The sequence below is a fragment of the Flavobacterium inviolabile genome (genome assembly GCF_013389455.1).
GTDB classification, from domain to species: Bacteria; Bacteroidota; Bacteroidia; order Flavobacteriales; family Flavobacteriaceae; genus Flavobacterium; species Flavobacterium inviolabile.
On sequence record NZ_CP058278.1, the window covers coordinates 467,087 to 484,317 of the forward strand.

Annotated in this window: 13 protein-coding genes; 7 read left to right on the forward strand and 6 right to left on the reverse strand. The window is 40.3% G+C overall.

Annotation, left to right across the window (positions count from 1 at the left end):
* The first annotated feature begins 11 nt into the window (after nucleotides 1–11).
* Entirely contained in the window at nucleotides 12–842 is an 831-nt protein-coding gene (locus HW120_RS02125) for a hypothetical protein (RefSeq protein ID WP_177730325.1), read from the forward strand.
* A gap of 37 nt (nucleotides 843–879) precedes the next feature.
* Here HW120_RS02125 and HW120_RS02130 read toward each other — a convergent pair whose 3' ends face one another.
* From HW120_RS02130 to HW120_RS02140, 3 genes are all read right to left on the reverse strand, one after another.
* Nucleotides 880–2,097: a TCR/Tet family MFS transporter gene (locus HW120_RS02130; protein ID WP_177730327.1), complete on the reverse strand. Its 1,218-nt coding sequence runs from the start codon at nucleotides 2,095–2,097 to the stop codon at nucleotides 880–882.
* A gap of 171 nt (nucleotides 2,098–2,268) precedes the next feature.
* Nucleotides 2,269–3,489 carry a 2-oxoglutarate dehydrogenase complex dihydrolipoyllysine-residue succinyltransferase gene (gene odhB / locus HW120_RS02135; protein WP_177730329.1) on the reverse strand — a complete coding sequence of 407 codons (1,221 nt, stop codon included), beginning with the start codon at nucleotides 3,487–3,489 and terminating at the stop codon, nucleotides 2,269–2,271.
* A gap of 55 nt (nucleotides 3,490–3,544) precedes the next feature.
* Complete coding sequence (locus HW120_RS02140) at nucleotides 3,545–6,316, reverse strand: 2-oxoglutarate dehydrogenase E1 component (RefSeq protein ID WP_177730331.1); 2,772 nt, start codon at nucleotides 6,314–6,316, stop codon at nucleotides 3,545–3,547.
* A 114-nt stretch (nucleotides 6,317–6,430) separates the two neighbouring features.
* On the opposite strand from HW120_RS02140, the gene HW120_RS02145 reads away from it, so the two are divergent.
* Nucleotides 6,431–6,976, forward strand: a complete 546-nt coding sequence (locus HW120_RS02145; protein ID WP_177736137.1) for a hypothetical protein — start codon at nucleotides 6,431–6,433, stop codon at nucleotides 6,974–6,976.
* On the opposite strand, the gene HW120_RS02150 is transcribed toward HW120_RS02145, so the two are convergent.
* Together HW120_RS02150 and HW120_RS02155 are read right to left on the reverse strand one after the other, a co-directional pair.
* Complete coding sequence (locus HW120_RS02150; protein WP_177730333.1) at nucleotides 6,960–7,310, reverse strand: hypothetical protein; 351 nt, start codon at nucleotides 7,308–7,310, stop codon at nucleotides 6,960–6,962. The genes HW120_RS02145 and HW120_RS02150 overlap by 17 nt on opposite strands.
* A 22-nt stretch (nucleotides 7,311–7,332) precedes the next feature.
* The gene (locus HW120_RS02155) at nucleotides 7,333–8,307 is read right to left on the reverse strand and encodes a polyprenyl synthetase family protein (protein ID WP_177730335.1); all 975 of its coding nucleotides are present in this window, start codon (nucleotides 8,305–8,307) and stop codon (nucleotides 7,333–7,335) included.
* Between the two features lie 136 nt (nucleotides 8,308–8,443).
* Between HW120_RS02155 and HW120_RS02160 the strand changes: the two genes are divergently transcribed.
* From HW120_RS02160 to HW120_RS02175, 4 genes are read left to right on the forward strand one after another with little or no spacing between them, the layout of a single operon-like run.
* Nucleotides 8,444–9,037: a TetR/AcrR family transcriptional regulator gene (locus HW120_RS02160; RefSeq protein WP_177730337.1), complete on the forward strand. Its 594-nt coding sequence runs from the start codon at nucleotides 8,444–8,446 to the stop codon at nucleotides 9,035–9,037.
* 14 nt (nucleotides 9,038–9,051) lie between these two features.
* A complete protein-coding gene (locus tag HW120_RS02165) occupies nucleotides 9,052–10,383 on the forward strand; it encodes a TolC family protein (protein WP_177730339.1) in 1,332 nt (443 codons plus the stop codon).
* Between the two features lie 15 nt (nucleotides 10,384–10,398).
* Nucleotides 10,399–11,463 (forward strand): efflux RND transporter periplasmic adaptor subunit, encoded by a 1,065-nt coding sequence (locus HW120_RS02170; RefSeq protein WP_177730341.1) that lies wholly within the window; start codon nucleotides 10,399–10,401, stop codon nucleotides 11,461–11,463.
* Between the two features lie 51 nt (nucleotides 11,464–11,514).
* Nucleotides 11,515–14,688 (forward strand): efflux RND transporter permease subunit, encoded by a 3,174-nt coding sequence (locus tag HW120_RS02175; RefSeq protein WP_177730343.1) that lies wholly within the window; start codon nucleotides 11,515–11,517, stop codon nucleotides 14,686–14,688.
* A gap of 133 nt (nucleotides 14,689–14,821) precedes the next feature.
* Here the strand turns inward: HW120_RS02175 and HW120_RS02180 are convergent, their stop codons facing one another.
* The gene (locus tag HW120_RS02180) at nucleotides 14,822–15,169 is read right to left on the reverse strand and encodes a toxin-antitoxin system YwqK family antitoxin (protein ID WP_177730345.1); all 348 of its coding nucleotides are present in this window, start codon (nucleotides 15,167–15,169) and stop codon (nucleotides 14,822–14,824) included.
* 230 nt (nucleotides 15,170–15,399) lie between these two features.
* On the opposite strand from HW120_RS02180, the gene aspS reads away from it, so the two are divergent.
* Entirely contained in the window at nucleotides 15,400–17,154 is a 1,755-nt protein-coding gene (gene aspS, locus HW120_RS02185) for an aspartate--tRNA ligase (protein ID WP_177730347.1), read from the forward strand.
* The last annotated feature ends 77 nt before the right edge of the window (nucleotides 17,155–17,231 follow it).

Here is a 17,231-nt window from a genome sequence, read left to right on the forward strand (position 1 = left end):
CTAACTAAAAAATGAAACTGATTATTGAACAACTAAAAAAAGGCATTCAAACCCATCCTTCCGTTCTTAACAGTACCTTGTCGAGTGTAAAAACATGGAAAAGAGCCCAATACCTTATATTGGCTGAAATTATTGCACACAAACTATCCAAATCGGAACACCTGCAGGGTGTCAAAAAAAATGAATTAGGAACAACTATTTCCAGCACGACCTTACAGCGGATTTTCACCAATGATTATTCCAACAAGGAAAACACCGACTTACGCTTTTTAAAAACCTTAGACAAACTCGCTATTTTTATCGGGTTTCCCTCTCTGAACAGTTTTATTCTAAACCAATCCTGCGAGAACAATGCTGCTATAGCTGAGGAACACAGAACCAAAGATGTGCTCAGCAGTTATTTTGAAAACCTGATTTATCAGTTTTGCCAGGACGAATTTAACTGTCTTTTAAAACTCCCGCAGGTCGATTTAAGTGGTCTTTCCGATTCCATCTTTGAAGATGGCCCCTTAACAAAACGCGTCACGGATTTATTAGAAAAGTACTCCAAACTGGACTTACAGCTGAACAACGAAAACAACCGTTCTAATTTTGAAATTTATGATTTCCGGATCACCAGTATTGACGACACCCTTGTTGTTATTTCTGCAAAAGAATTCTGGAACCTCGAATGGAGAAACCACCAGGGAGAGATTGTCAACGTTTACAATAAAATTAACCGTCAGACCTATTTTATAAAAAAACGGGGAGATAGCTGGCGCATTTGGGACAACTATAATCCGGACTACAACAACCTTAATACAGAAGTCTCACAGGACATGATGAAAAAAATGGAAGTCTAATAAAAAACCCCGTAAAAATGTACGGGGTTTTTAAATATTACAACTGGCCTTTCTTAAAGACCATATAGGCAATGATTGTACTGATAAGCATCAAAACACCACCTAAAACAAATGGTGCTCCCGCAAACTGGAACGGCGCTTCATCATGTGTAAAATAATAGAACGTATTGGTCATTAACGGCGGGCCCACAATCGCGGTTGCACTCGTTAAACTCGTTAAGGTTCCCTGTAATTCTCCCTGTTCTGTAGCCGGAACATGGCTCGTTATAACCGATTGTAAAGCCGGTCCTGCGATACCGCCCAAACAATACGGAACCAGGAACAGGAACATCATCCAGCCTTCAAAAGCAAAGGCAAACAAAAACATCCCCAAGGTATACAAGACCATTCCGAAATAAATACTCTTTTCGTTTCCTAATTTCGGATTGATCCAGCGAATCAGTCCGCCCTGAACAATACCAACCAGCAAACCAATCACACCTAAAGAAATACCAACCATTCGTTCATCCCAGTCAAACCGGTACATGGTAAAGAAGCTCCAGTTACTGTGTACGGCATGGGCAGCGACATACAGGATCACCATCGAAACGATAAGTCCCAGTAAAGCCGGATATTTTTTCAGGTTCATAATCGCCCCGATCGGATTAGCCCGTTTCCAGTCGAATTCCCTGCGGTTTTCTTTCGATAAGGATTCCGGCAATACAAACAGTCCGTACAGGAAGTTAACGGCACATAAAACCGCTGCGGCATAAAACGGGATGCGGGAACCGTATTGCCCCAAAACACCACCGATAACCGGCCCGATAATAAATCCCAATCCGAACGCGGCACCAATCATTCCAAAGTTTTTTGCCCTGTCTTCACTGGTACTGATATCGGCTATATAGGCTGAAGCTGTCGTAATACTGGCTCCGGTTACACCGGCTAAAATACGCCCGATAAACAGCCAGGTAATGGTGGGCGCAAAGGACAGCAAAAGGTAATCCAGTGCAAACCCCAGAAGCGACAACAGGATAATTGGCCGTCTTCCGTATTTATCACTGAGGTTTCCAATGAGCGGCGCAAAAATAAACTGGGTTATGGCATACGAAAAAGTCAGCCAGCCTCCATATTTGGAAGCCACACTGATATCGCCGTGAATAAGCTCCTCTATCAGCTTTGGGATAACCGGAATTATAATTCCCCATCCCGTAATGTCGATAAGCATGGTAATAAAAATAAAACCAATAGCGGCCGACTTTTTATTTTGTTTCATTAATTTTTTCTTAATAATTACAGCACAAAAATAATTTTTTTTGACTGCGTTTGTTAATTTTCTTTTTAAAGTTGGTACAAAAATCACATCCGGGATGCCGCGGCGTCCTGGCTTACAAGGCATAAAAAAACCACGCTAAAAGCGTGGTTTTTTTATTGTGTCTATCTTAGATTAAAGCTCTAAAGCTTTTTTAGGATTATTATCCATTAAGATTTCCATTGGGTTTTCCAACGCTTCTTTTACAGCCACTAAGAATCCTACAGACTCACGACCGTCAATAATTCTATGATCATAAGATAATGCTACAAACATAACCGGAGCGATAACAATCTGACCGTTTTTAACGATCGCACGCTCTACTACATTGTGCATTCCTAAAATACCGGATTGCGGAGGGTTGATGATTGGTGTAGACAACATACTTCCGAAAACACCACCATTAGAAATAGTAAATGTTCCGCCAGTCATTTCATCAACTGTAATTTGTCCGTCACGTGCTCTGATAGCCAAACGTTTGATTTCTGCTTCAACACCACGGAACGTTAATAATTCTGCGCTGCGAACAACCGGTACCATTAATCCTTTAGGACCGGAAACCGCTACAGAAATATCACAGAAATCGTATGAAATTTTCTCCTGACCGTCAATCATTGAATTTACATCAGGATATAATTGTAATGCTCTTGTAACTGCTTTTGTAAAGAAAGACATAAAGCCCAAACCTAAACCGTGTTTTGCTTTAAAAGCTTCTTTATATTCTTCGCGTAAAGCATAGATAGCGCTCATGTCAACCTCATTGAATGTAGTTAACATTGCGGTCTCATTTTTAGCAGAAACCAAACGCTCTGCCACTTTACGACGCAACATGGATAATTTTGTTCTTTCAGAACCTCTGGATCCACCTGTAGGCGTTCCCATAGACGGTACTGCATTTACAGCATCATCTTTAGTAATTCTTCCACCTTTTCCAGTACCAACAATTTCTGTAGGCTGAATGTTTTTCTCGTCTAAGATTTTTCTTGCTGCCGGTGAAGGAGTTCCTGTAGCATACGTAGTTGCTGCCGGAGCCGGAGCTGCTTTTGGAGCTTCCGCTTTTGGAGCCTCAGCTGCTTTTTCTTCTTTTACCGGTGCTGCTGCGCCACCTTCCGGTTTTGCTGCTCCCGTATCGATTAAACAAACTACCTGACCAACTGCAACTGCATCACCTTCTTCCGCCTTAAGGGTAATAATACCACTTGCTTCCGCTGGTAACTCTAAGGTTGCTTTATCCGAATCAACCTCTGCAATAGCCTGATCTTTTTCTACATAATCTCCGTCTTTTACCAACCACGTTGCGATTTCAACTTCTGTGATCGATTCCCCCGGTGAAGGGACTTTCATTTCTAAAATCATCGGTATATAATTTTATAAGGTGTTGTTATTTTTATATGAGTATCAAAAATACGTATTAATTGAATAAATTCTTGTCAAAAACCATTGCAATTGCATTTGCATGACGTTTTTTAGAACGGGTATAACTTCCGGCTGCCGGTGCACTATACGCTTTTGGCGATGCCAAACGGAATTTAACTTCTTCAAAATTCATCAGCATATAACCGTAAGCACCCATGTTTTTAGGTTCTTCCTGAGCCCAAACATAATCGTCAGCATTCGGGTATTTTGCAATAACCGCTTTGATTTGCGCTACCGGTAACGGGAACAACTGTTCTATTCTTACAAGAGCCACATCTGTTCTGCCCTGCGCTTCTCTTTCTGCCAATAAATCATAGTAGAATTTACCGGTACAGAATACCAATGATTTTACGTCATTAGGATTTACCGAAGCATCGTCAATAACCTCCTGGAAGCTTCCGTTTGCAAATTCTTCAATAGAAGATACCGCTAACGGGTGACGCAGTAAACTTTTTGGTGTGAATACAATTAATGGTTTTCTGAATTTTGTGATCATCTGTCTTCGCAACAGGTGGAAGAAGTTTGCCGGCGTTGTACAGTCGGCCACATACATATTGTGTTTGGCACACAATTGTAAATAACGTTCCATACGTGCCGAAGAGTGCTCCGCTCCCTGGTTTTCATAACCGTGAGGCAATAACATTACCAAACCGTTCTGATTGTTCCATTTGTCCTCTGCTGCCGAAATGTACTGGTCAATCATGATCTGCGCTCCGTTAGAGAAATCCCCGAACTGTGCTTCCCAGATTGTCAGTGTGTTCGGACTTGCCAATGCATATCCGTAATCAAAACCTACCACGCCATATTCCGATAACAAAGAGTTATAGATATAGAATTTTCCTTTTTGATCTTTTAACTGGTTTAACAATACTACTTCTTCTTCCGAATCTTCCACTTTCACTACCGCATGACGGTGTGAGAACGTACCTCTTTCTACATCCTGTCCGGAAATACGAACATCATATCCTTCTGTCAGTAACGATCCGTAAGCCAGCATTTCTCCCATAGCCCAATCCAGCTTGTCCGTTTCGAAAAACATCGTTTTTCTGTCGTTAATCAGCTTCTGGATTTTGCTGATGAATTTTTTATCTGCCGGAAGTTCCGTTACTACTTTAGCAACATCCGTTAGCACCGATTTATCAACTTTCGTATCAAATTGCTGCAACATTCCTTCGTCACTAACCTGCTCGAATCCTTTCCATTCATCCTGCATGAAAGGGGTAATCACCGTAAGGTCTTTTTTACGGGAAGCTTCTAAATTTTCCTCTAAGCCTGCTTTGTATTCTGCCTCCAATCCGGATACATAATTGCCGTCAATTACGTTTTCCGATTTCAGTTTTTCAGCATAAATATCTCTTGCATTTTTATGCTTGGAAATTATTTTATATAACTGTGGCTGTGTAAAACGAGGCTCATCACCTTCGTTGTGCCCATATTTTCTATATCCTAATAAATCGATAAAAACATCCGATCCGAATTCCATACGGTAATCCAATGCAAACAACATGGCATGCACTACAGCCTCGGCATCATCTGCATTTACGTGTAATACCGGCGATAAGGTTACCTTAGCGATATCGGTACAATAGGTAGACGAACGGGCGTCTAAATAGTTTGTTGTAAATCCAACCTGGTTGTTGATCACCAAATGGATCGTTCCGTTTGTTTTGTAACCATCCAGATTAGCCATCTGAACAATTTCATAAACAATACCCTGTCCGGCAACAGCTGCATCACCGTGAACGGCGATTGGCAATACTTTAGAGGTATTGTCCGGGAAATAACGGTCTTGTTTTGCTCTTGCGATTCCTTCAATCACAGCACCAACAGTCTCTAAGTGAGATGGATTTGGCGCTAAGTTGATATTAATATTTTTACCGGTCTGTGTGGTACGGGTTGCGGTTAAACCAAGGTGGTATTTAACGTCACCGTCAAACAAAGCGTCATCATCATAGTCTTTTCCGTCAAATTCTGAGAAAATGTCCTGAGTCGCTTTTCCAAAAACATTAGCCAATACATTCAAACGTCCTCTGTGTGCCATTCCCATTACGAACTGCTCAACTCCTTTTTCGGCTGCCGTTTCAATCAATGCATCCAAAGCCGGAATTGCCGATTCACATCCTTCTAACGAGAAACGTTTTTGCCCTACATATTTTGTATGAAGGAAGTTTTCAAAAGAAACCGCTTCATTCAGTTTTTTAAGGATACGTTTTTTCTGGTCTGCATTAAAATCAGGAAGGTTATCATTGATATCCAAACGCTTCTGAATCCACTCAATCACTTTAGGATCTCTGATGTACATATACTCTACTCCAATCGATTCGCAGTATACTTTATTAAGATGATTCAGAATTTCCTGAAGCGAGCACGGATTTAAGTTTACTACTCTCGCAGCATCAAAAACCGTATTCAAATCGGCAGAAGTCAACCCGAAGTTTTCAATCGCTAAAGAAGGACTGAAAATTCTTCGGTCACGAACTGGGTTCGTTTTGGTAAATAAATGTCCTCTTGTTCTGTAACCTTCTATTAATTTCAGAACGTTAAATTCTTTTTGTAGTTTATCGGAAACCGCAGAACAGTCTGTCTGACCACCAGCCATTGCTGTTAATTGTTCTACCGGACCTTCGTTATATTCGCTTGCGAAGTCAAACCCCTGGAAGAAACTCCTCCAGCTTGGTTCAATGCTATCAGGATTTTGTAAATATTGATCGTATAAGTCTGCAAAAAATGCAGTGTGTGCCGCGTTTAAAAAGGAAAACCTATCCATAACTTTGTCTAAAGACCTTTTTTGTTAGAAAATTTTTCGCAAAAGTACGATAATTGTAATAATCTTTCAATGTTTTTCATACTTTTATATCATAAAATATTCCTAAAAATGATTATGAAATCAAGCATCCGTAGTTTTTTAACAATCTTTTTGAGTTGTGTATTTTTTTTAATGACGAGTTCTTCAATAAAAGCGCAAGAACGCTTGCAAATCACTCAAAAAAATGAATTTTGGAGCAGCGTACGCTTTGGTGGCGGCTTAGGACTTAATTTCGGGAATAATTTCACCAATGTCATGGTTGCTCCAAGTGCAATTTATGACGTAAACCCTTACTTTTCAATAGGTCTTGGCTTACAGGGCAGCTATGTTAAGCAGAAAAATTTCTATGATTCCTACATTTACGGAGCCAGTATTATAGGGCTTTTTAACCCGATTCCCGAAGTACAGTTATCGGCTGAAATTGAACAACTTCGCGTTAACAATACCTACACACAGTTTACACCGGAAATTGAAGATAATTTCTGGAATACAGCTTTATTTTTGGGTGCGGGATATAACTTTAACGGGGTAACTGTCGGGGTGCGTTATAATGTTTTATTCAAAGAAAGAGACAATGTGTACCACGATGCTTTTATGCCTTTTGTTAGAATTTATTTCTAAACCATACCTTTTGCCATTCCCGCTTTAAAATCAAAAAAGCAACCTGTTCCGATAGGTCAACCAGGTCGGAACCGTCTAATTTTTTAATCTGGTCTTCCGGTACGTCAATGATGTACAGCAGGTTTAAATATTCGGCAAATTTAAACTGAATCAGGCGGTATATTTTTTCATGCAGCTGCAGCTTTAAATCGATCGGCGTTATAGCCACCGGAAAGTCCACACTTTCATTAGCAAGCGTAAAATCCTTATTGATCTGTTCGATCAGTTTCAGATACAAATCTTCCTTTTGCGCTTCCGAGAGCAATAAATCGGTATTTTGTGGTGCTACAAACATGGTATTGGGTTTTATATAAAAGCTATACCTTTCTTTTCATCAGGTTCTCGCCAAAAGTTTTCAGCTCTTCTTTTTTATCCGCTTCAATATTCATTTTATCCAGCGTTTCAAAAGCTTTCAGCGTATACTCTTCAATCGCTTTCTGAGTCGCCTGGCTCGCGCCGGTTTCTTCGAATATTCTTTTTACGGAATCAATTTTCTCTTTATTATCCGTTGGCTGAATCGAGAACAGATGCAGTAACTGGGCTTTGGCTTCCGGATTAGCAAACGCTAACGCTTTCAGATACAAATAAGTTTTCTTATTTTCAATGATGTCACCACCAACCTGTTTTCCAAAAGTCAGCGGATCGCCAAAAGCATCCAGATAATCATCCTGAAGCTGGAAGGCTATTCCCAAATTCAGTCCGAAATCATAAATCAAATCGGCATTCTCCGTTGTGGTTTCGGCTACAATTGCCCCCATTTTCATGGCAGCCCCAACCAGAACCGCGGTTTTATACTCGATCATTTTCAGGTACTGCGGAATGGTTACATCGTCACGCTGTTCAAAATCCACATCCCATTGCTGTCCTTCACAAACTTCCAGCGCTGTTTTACTAAACAGTTTTGCCAAAGCTAAAAAGATCGCAGGTTCATAATTCTCAAAATACTGGTAGGCCAATATCAGCATCGCATCACCCGACAGGATTCCGGTATTCACATCCCATTTTTCATGAACCGTTTCATTCCCGCGGCGCAAAGGCGCATCATCCATAATATCGTCATGAATCAGCGAAAAGTTATGAAACAACTCAACCGCTGTGGCTGCAGCAACTGCTTTTTCAGCATCGGCGTTAAAAACTTCTGCCGCCATTAATGTCAGAACCGGACGCATCCGTTTTCCTCCTAAGGACAAAATATAAGCAATGGGATCGTATAAATTTTTAGGTTCTTTCTCTAAAGAAATTGTAGAAAAGTATTCCGAAATAAGCGTCTGATAATAACTTACTGAATGCATGGATGATATTTTCGGCTAAAATAGTTCAAATATCAGCGCAATCAAAGCCAAAAAAAATGTTAAATAATCGTAAAAACTTTGGAAACTTTTTTAGTATTAAAAGTTTCCGTTATACATTTGCCGAAATTTTTTAAGAATGAAAAACGAAATTTTAGAGAAATCATCCGACATGTTTTTACGACTGGGCTTCAAAAGTGTTACGATGGATGACATAGCTGCTGAGATGGGGATTTCAAAAAAAACCATTTACGAACATTATGCCACCAAGCTGGAATTAGTAAAAGCGGCTACTTTTTTCCTGTATGAGAAAATCTCATCGGGAATAGACCATATCTGTTCGCTGGAAAAAAACCCTATTGAAGAGCTGTTTGATATTAAAGAGTATGTTCAGAATAATTTAAAAGACCCGAATTCGTCTCCAATTTTCCAATTGCAGAAATACTATCCGAAAATACACGCCTGTTTAAAAACCATGCAGTTTGAAAAAATGGACCACTGTGTTATTGACAATCTGAATCGCGGAAAAAAAGCCGGTTTGTTCCGACCTGAGATCGATGAAGAATTTATCGGGCGCATCTATTATGCCAGTGCGATGAGCATTATGGATTTTGAATTGTTCCCGGAAGAAATGTACACCCGCAATGAACTTGATGAAAAATTGCTGGAATACCATGTGAGAGGCATTGCCACTCCAAAAGGAATTGAAACATTAGAAAAATTACTTAAATAATTAATAACCACTATATGAGAACAGGAATAACAATTGCGTTATTATTTTTTGCCATAATCACTCAGGCACAAGTTCAGCGTCTGACCCTGAAAGACGCTCTTAAATATGCATTGGAAAACAAATCTGATGCAAAAAAAGCGAAACTGGATGTCGAAAACAGTAGTCATCAGATTGCAGAGGTACGTTCAAGAGCGCTTCCGCAGATAAGCCTGAACGGTAATGTAACCTATAACCCTATATTACAGTTAAACGCATTACCGGGTGACTTTTTCGGACAGCCGGGTTCGACCATTTTAGCGCCTTTAGGACAAAAATGGAATTCCGTAGCCGGAGCAACCTTAACCCAGAATCTTTTTGATTATTCTATTTTCACCGGTTTAAAAGCGGCGAAATCCACAAGAGAATTCTACCAGGTTAATGCACAGTTAACGGAAGAACAGGTAATCGAAAAAGTAGCGAATGCCTACTACCAGGTTTTTGTTCAGAAACAAAAACTGATTACGATTGACAGTACTCTGGACAACACCACCAAAGTGCGAAACATCATCAGTGGTCAGTTTAAAAACGGTCTGGCGAAAAAAATCGATTTAGACAGGGTAAATGTAAAAATCATCAACCTGAATTCAACCAGACAACAATTGGTTAACGGTGTTCAGATGCAGGAGAATTCATTGAAATTCTTAATCGGTTTACCGGCAGCTACCCCAATTGAAATCGTAAAAGAGGACATTCAGGTAAAACCTTTTATGAAAGAAACACCAACGGTAAGCAACAGAACAGAGTATCAGTTGTTAGAAAAACAAAAACAATTATTACAATATCAGAAGCAATCGTTTGTAGCGGAGCATTATCCGACACTTTCTTTAACGGCAAACTATAACTATATCGGGCAGGGACCAAAATTACCGCTTGGCGCCAAACCGGCAGACGGTGTGTACTGGTCTGACTATTCCGCTATAGGACTAAACCTTAGAATTCCTGTCTTTACCGGTTTTGCAACCCGTTCCAAAGTAAGACAGGCCGATATCAGCCTTCAGAAAATCGAAGAAGATATGAAAGACCGGGAATTGTCGTTAGGACTGGAATTTGAAAATGCAAAATCGCAGATCAACAACAGTTTAATCACGATCAACAATCAGAAAGAGAATGTTAATCTGGCACAGGAAGTTTTCAGCAATACGAAAAACAACTATATCAACGGGCTGGCTACTTTAACCGATTTACTGGATTCGGAAAATGCTTTAACAGAAGCGAAAAACAATTATACATCCGCTTTACTGGAATACAAATTAGCCGAAATTCAGATCATCAAATCACAGGGAGAATTAAAAACACTTTTAAATTAATAACCATCAATCAATATGAAAAGAAAGATTATCACAGCAATCGTTTTATTGGGCTCACTGGGTCTGATAGGATATGTGTTAAGCAGTAATAAAGAGAAGAATGAAGAAAAAACGGCTGTAGTTGCGGAAACTAACGCGACGGTAGTTGTCAAAATAGATACTGTAAGAACAGAACCGGTTTCGTTGGATTTTATAGCTAACGGAAACTTTTACCCTTCACAGGAATTAAACTTTTCTGCTGAAAATTCAGGACGTGTCACCAAAGTTTTAGTAGACGAAGGCAGCGCGGTTCGAATCGGACAGACGTTAGCGGTTATCAAAGCAGACAAAATGAATGTGGATCTTCAAAATGCTGAAGCATCCTACCAGAATGCAGTGACCGATGCGCAGCGTTTCGAAAGTGCTTTTAAAACCGGCGGGGTTACCAAACAGCAACTGGATCAGGCAAAATTAGCCCTGGCAAATGCCAAAGCACATTTGGCTCAGGCGCGCATTACTTTGGGCGATGCAACCATCAAATCCTCTATCAACGGGATCGTTAACAAACGTCTTATCGAACCGGGATCTGTAGTTTCTCCGGGAACGGCATTGTTTGAATTAGTAAACGTATCCACGTTAAAATTAAAAGTAACCGTAAGCGAGAACCAGATTGCCGGATTAAAAATCGGTACGCCGGTTAAAGTAAAAGCAAGCGTTTATCCGGATAAAGAATTTAACGGGAAAATTACGTTTATCGCTCCGAAAGCAGACAGCAGTCTGAATTTCCCTGTAGAAATCGAAATTACCAACAATGCCGGTAACGATTTAAAAGCAGGTATGTATGGAACGGCTCAATTTGCTCCGTCATCGGACAAAACACCTTTAATGATCGTTCCGAGAAATGCATTTGTAGGAAGTGTTAGCGCTAATGAAGTTTTTGTAATGGAGAACAACGGTACTGCTAAAATGAAAAAAGTAACAGCGGGAAGAATCATTGGTGAAAAAGTAGAAATCCTGGGTGGTCTGAACAATGGTGATATTGTTATTACCAGTGGTCAGATTAACTTAACCGATGGTGCAAAAGTGACTGTTTTAAAATAGTTAGGACCTGATTGAAACAATCAACGTCAGAACTTAAAACTCAAAAAATATATGAAATTAGCAGAAATATCAATAAAACGCCCGTCACTAATTGTCGTTCTCTTTACGATTCTGACATTAGGAGGATTATTCAGCTACGGCCTTTTGGGTTATGAATTAATCCCGAAATTTGAAAATAACGTAATCAGTATTTCTACCATATATCCCGGAGCTTCTCCTGGTGAGGTTGAAAATACCGTTACAAAGAAAATAGAAGATGCGATTTCTTCATTGGAGAACATTAAAAAAATCGACTCCAAATCATACGAAAGCTTATCGGTTGTTGCCATTCAGTTAAACAACAATGCCAATGTGGATTTTGCTTTAAATGATGCCCAACGTAAGATCAATGCCATTTTGAGTGATCTTCCGGACGATGTAAAACAGCCGTCATTAAGTAAATTCTCCCTGAGTGATTTACCGATCATGACTATCGCTGCCAATGCCAAAATGGATGAAGCACAGTTTTTTGACCTTATCGACAAAAAAATCAGCCCGATCCTTTCCCGTGTAAACGGTGTGGCACAGATTCGTCTGATTGGCGGACAGGAACGTGAAATTCAGGTAAACCTGGATGCCGATAAAATGAAAGGATACGGACTATCTGTTCCACAGGTACAACAGGGAATCTTAACCTCAAATCTGGATTTCCCTACAGGAAGTATCCAGACGCGTGACCAGAAAGTATTAATCCGTTTAGCCGGAAAATACAAAAATGTTCAGGAGCTTCGAAACTTAATTGTATCGGACAAAAACGGAATACAGATTCGTCTGGATGATATTGCCGATGTTCAGGATGCCCAGAAAGATGTTGAAAAAATTGCCCGTGTTAACGAGAAAAACGCGATTATTCTTCAGGTTATCAAACAATCTGATGCGAATGCGGTTGATGTAAGTGAGCAGGTTCAGAAATTATTAGGCCAATTAAAAGTTGACTATCAGGCACAGCAGTTAGAATTAAATATTGCCAACGACAGTTCCGTATTTACTTTGGAAGCTGCAGACTCGGTTATCCACGATTTAATTTTGGCGGTAATCCTGGTTGCTCTGGTAATGTTATTCTTCCTGCACAGTATCCGTAACTCACTTATTGTAATGGTTTCCATTCCGGCCTCTTTGATCGCAACCTTTATCGGGTTTGTATTCCTGGATTATACCCTTAACTTAATGAGTTTATTAGGACTTTCATTAGTAGTTGGTATTCTTGTGGATGATGCTATTGTGGTACTGGAGAATATTTACAGGCACATGGAGATGGGTAAAAACAGGGTACGCGCCGCTTATGATGCTACATCCGAAATTGGTGGAACCGTAGTATCGATTACATTGGTAATTGTGGTGGTGTTCTTACCGATTGCGATGAGTACCGGTTTGGTATCCAACATTATTACGCAATTCTGTGTTACCGTAATTATCTCAACCTTATTATCATTACTGTCGTCCTTTACGATTGTTCCGTGGTTATCTTCCCGTTTTGGAAAACTGGAGCACATTGAAGGTAAAAACCTGTTTGGAAGAATCATTTTAGGATTTGAAAGCTTACTAACCCGTTTTACAAACTGGGTAAGTAATATCTTAACCTGGTGTTTAGGACATAAAAGAAGAACTTTAGCCGTTGTTTTGGTTTTATTTGTTTCCTCTTTATATATGGTTGCCGGTGGTTATGTGGGTGGAGAATTCTTCGCCAGATCGGATGCCGGAGAATTCTTAGTACAAATCGAAATGCCGAAAGATGCTTCATTGGAACAAACGAACTTTATGACGCAAAAAGCGGAAGATTTCCTTAAAAAAGAAGAAGATGTTAAGAGTATGATCACTACGGTAGGTCAAACCAGTGAAGGATTCGGAGGAACACAGGCTACGGCTTATAAATCTGAAATCCGTGTAAAAATGGTTGACCAGAAAGACCGTGAGGACGATTCTTATGTATATGCGGCCAAAACAAAACGTAAACTGCAAAAGGTATTGGTAGGCGCTAAAATCAAAACCGTAGGTATGAGTATCATGGGTACGGCAGAAGAAGCACCTTTAGCTTTAGTGATTACCGGAACAACACTGGACAGTGCTATGGTTTTCGCAAAAGCGGCCGAGAAAGAATTGTACAAAATAAAAGGAGCTTCCGAGATTAAACTATCGGTAGAAACCGGAAACCCGGAAGTAAATGTTCAGGTAGACCGTGATAAAATGGCGGCATTAGGATTGACCTTACAAACGGTTGGTATGACTATGCAAACAGCTTTCAGCGGAAATACCGACGGAAAATACCGTGCCGGAGAGTACGAATACGACATCAACATCCGATACAATGCTTTCAACAGAAAAAACATTGAAGATGTCAGCAACCTGAACTTTGTTAACGACAAAGGAGAACAAATCAAATTGTCACAATTTGCTACGGTAAAAGAAGGATCAGGACCAAGCCAGCTGGAGCGTCGTGACAAGAGTGCTTCCGTAACCGTTCAGGGACAAACAGTAGGTCGCCCTACGGGTACTGTTGCTGCAGAATGGCAGTCGGCTTTCGAAAAATTACACAAACCAACCGGTGTAAACTATGTTTGGGGTGGTGATATGGAAAACCAGACAGAAGGTTTCGGAACGTTAGGATTCGCCTTATTGGCCGCTATCATTTTGGTTTACCTGGTAATGGTTGGTCTATATGACAGTTATGTTCACCCGTTTGTAGTATTGTTCTCGGTACCGTTATCCTTTATCGGAGCGTTATTAGCCTTAGGTTTAACAAACAACTCCTTAAATATCTTTACCATTTTGGGGATCATCATGCTAATCGGATTGGTATGTAAGAATGCGATCATGCTTGTTGACTTTACGAATCAGCGTCGTGCTGCCGGGGAGTCCATTCACGATGCCCTAATTCAGGCAAACCACGCGCGTCTTCGTCCGATCCTGATGACCACGATTGCGATGGTATTCGGTATGCTTCCTATCGCATTGGCTTCCGGAGCCGGAGCCGAATGGAAAAACGGATTGGCCTGGGTAATTATCGGAGGATTAATCAGTTCCTTATTCCTTACTTTAGTAATCGTACCGGTTATCTATGATATCATGGAGATAATTATTCACAAATTCTCTAAAGGTAAAAGCACAAATTATGCCGAATTAATGGTAGAAGACTATGTCGCGAATGAAATTAGCGAAGATGGTTTTACGCCAACGCATAAAATGTAAACAAAAACAAACAAAACAATTTAAACTAAGAATGGCTGTTATAAAATTTATAACAGCCATTCCTCTTTTAAGAAGCTGGTCCTATTAAGACCGCGCGAACAGTATTAACTTTTTTTGAAAGTTCAAACCATAATTAATTCCTGTTTACCAAAGCTTCCTGTTTCCAGCTTTTCACATCGGCAATTCTGCTATTGGAATAATCCACTTCACTTAAAGTCGCTTTATTCCAGAAAAACCATTTTCCTGATTTTTTACCGTCAGCATATTCGCCTATTGATTGTTTCGATCCGTCTTCGTTAAAGGCAACCCATTTTCCGTGAGGCTTAGCATCTTTATAGAATCCCTCCTGCTTCAACTGGCCATTATCGTAATAGTATGTTGCTTTGACTAACCCTCCTACAATCTCATATTTTGGTTCTATATTTTGTGCAAACAACACTCCCGAAAACAATAATAATCCTGCAATTAAGTTCTTTTTCATAGCTTTAAAGTTTAAATAGGTTAACAATTATATATCAAATGTATAAATTAAATTTACAATTAGAAAACTTTTACTTAACAATTTAGTAACATTGGATAAAACTTAACATTGGAAAGCAGGCATTTATGACACACAGGGTCATTTTTTACAAAAGAATCCATACAAAACTTTAATCCTTTGACTTTAAACTTGAAACAAAAAACTTAAATTTGCGCTTAAATTTTAAAAAAATGTATAGAAGTCATAATTGTGGAGCATTACGAGCTTCCGATATCAGTAAAGAAGTTACTTTGGCCGGATGGGTTCAGAAAACACGTGATAAAGGATTCATGATCTGGGTTGATTTACGCGACCGTTATGGAATCACACAATTAATCTTTGATGCAAACAGAACAAATACCGATGTTTTTGAAAAAGCCAAGACATTGGGCCGTGAATTTGTCATTCAGGTTAAAGGAACCGTTATTGAACGTGAATCCAAAAACGCTAACATTCCAACCGGAGACATCGAAATTTTAGTTTCCGAATTAAACATATTAAATGCGGCCATTACACCGCCGTTCACGATTGAAGATGAAACAGACGGTGGCGAAGATATCCGTATGAAATACCGTTATCTGGACATCCGCAGAAACCCGGTAAAAAACAGTTTGCTATTCCGTCACAAAGTGGCACAGGAAGTTAGAAACTATCTTTCCGCACAGGATTTCTGCGAGGTAGAAACACCTTATTTAATAAAATCCACTCCGGAAGGAGCCCGTGATTTTGTTGTACCTTCCCGTATGAACGAAGGACAATTCTATGCCCTGCCGCAATCGCCGCAAACATTCAAACAATTGCTGATGGTGGGTGGTATGGACAAATATTTCCAGATTGTGAAATGTTTCCGTGACGAAGATCTAAGAGCCGACAGACAGCCGGAGTTTACACAAATTGACTGCGAAATGGCATTTGTGGAACAGGAAGACATCCTGGACACTTTTGAAGGATTGACCCGTCACTTACTAAAAGAGATCAAAGGAATTGAAGTAGACAAATTCCCGAGAATGACATACGATCATGCCATGAAAACCTATGGTAATGACAAACCGGATATCCGTTTCGGGATGGAATTCGGAGAATTAAATGCTGTAGCACAGCACAAAGAATTCGCGGTATTCAACAGTGCCGAGCTGGTTGTGGGTATTGCGGTTCCGGGCGGTGCTGCCTATACCCGAAAAGAAATTGACAATTTGATCGACTGGGTTAAGCGACCACAGATTGGTGCTTCCGGGATGGTTTATTGTAAATATGAAGCCGACGGCAGTTTCAAATCGTCTGTAGACAAGTTCTACGACCAGGAAGACCTACAAAACTGGGCAAAAGCAACTCAGGCAAATCCGGGCGATTTGATCCTGGTTTTATCCGGTCCGGCAAACAAAACACGTTCCCAGTTAAGCGCTTTGCGTATGGAAGTGGCAATGCGTTTAGGACTCCGCAAACCGGAGGAATTTGCACCACTATGGGTAGTCGATTTCCCGCTATTGGAATGGGATGAAGAAAGCGAACGTTTCCACGCGATGCACCACCCGTTTACCTCTCCGAAACCGGAAGACATGCACTTGCTGGAAACCGATCCCGGAAAAGTAAGAGCCAATGCTTACGACATGGTTTTAAACGGAAATGAAATTGGCGGCGGATCTATCCGTATCCACGACAAAGAAACACAACAGCTGATGTTTAAATATTTAGGTTTCAGCGAAGAAGAAGCCAAAGCACAATTCGGATTCCTGATGGATGCTTTCCAATACGGAGCGCCACCACACGGCGGACTGGCATTCGGACTGGACCGTTTGGTAGCCATTTTAGGCGGCCAGGAAACAATCCGCGATTTTATCGCCTTCCCGAAAAACAATTCCGGAAGAGACGTTATGATCGATGCTCCGGCTGTAATTGACGACAAGCAACTGGAGGAATTATCCATTAGGGTTGCCCTTAAAAAATAGATAAAAAAGCGGATTTCGGTCCGCTTTTTTTAATGAATTAAAACAATCTTAACAGAAATTTAAACTTATCAAAAATT

What these genes read in the sequence shown, in the direction of transcription:
- aspS (WP_177730347.1), top strand. Translation starts at nt 15,400, where the DNA reads ATGTATAGAAGTCATAATTGTGGAGCATTACGAGCTTCCGATATCAGT.
- HW120_RS02130 (WP_177730327.1), bottom strand. Translation starts at nt 2,097, where the DNA reads ATGAAACAAAATAAAAAGTCGGCCGCTATTGGTTTTATTTTTATTACC.
- HW120_RS02175 (WP_177730343.1), top strand. Translation starts at nt 11,515, where the DNA reads ATGAAATTAGCAGAAATATCAATAAAACGCCCGTCACTAATTGTCGTT.
- HW120_RS02165 (WP_177730339.1), top strand. Translation starts at nt 9,052, where the DNA reads ATGAGAACAGGAATAACAATTGCGTTATTATTTTTTGCCATAATCACT.
- HW120_RS02145 (WP_177736137.1), top strand. Translation starts at nt 6,431, where the DNA reads ATGAAATCAAGCATCCGTAGTTTTTTAACAATCTTTTTGAGTTGTGTA.
- odhB (WP_177730329.1), bottom strand. Translation starts at nt 3,489, where the DNA reads ATGATTTTAGAAATGAAAGTCCCTTCACCGGGGGAATCGATCACAGAA.
- HW120_RS02170 (WP_177730341.1), top strand. Translation starts at nt 10,399, where the DNA reads ATGAAAAGAAAGATTATCACAGCAATCGTTTTATTGGGCTCACTGGGT.
- HW120_RS02150 (WP_177730333.1), bottom strand. Translation starts at nt 7,310, where the DNA reads ATGTTTGTAGCACCACAAAATACCGATTTATTGCTCTCGGAAGCGCAA.
- HW120_RS02160 (WP_177730337.1), top strand. Translation starts at nt 8,444, where the DNA reads ATGAAAAACGAAATTTTAGAGAAATCATCCGACATGTTTTTACGACTG.
- HW120_RS02180 (WP_177730345.1), bottom strand. Translation starts at nt 15,169, where the DNA reads ATGAAAAAGAACTTAATTGCAGGATTATTATTGTTTTCGGGAGTGTTG.
- HW120_RS02140 (WP_177730331.1), bottom strand. Translation starts at nt 6,316, where the DNA reads ATGGATAGGTTTTCCTTTTTAAACGCGGCACACACTGCATTTTTTGCA.
- HW120_RS02125 (WP_177730325.1), top strand. Translation starts at nt 12, where the DNA reads ATGAAACTGATTATTGAACAACTAAAAAAAGGCATTCAAACCCATCCT.
- HW120_RS02155 (WP_177730335.1), bottom strand. Translation starts at nt 8,307, where the DNA reads ATGCATTCAGTAAGTTATTATCAGACGCTTATTTCGGAATACTTTTCT.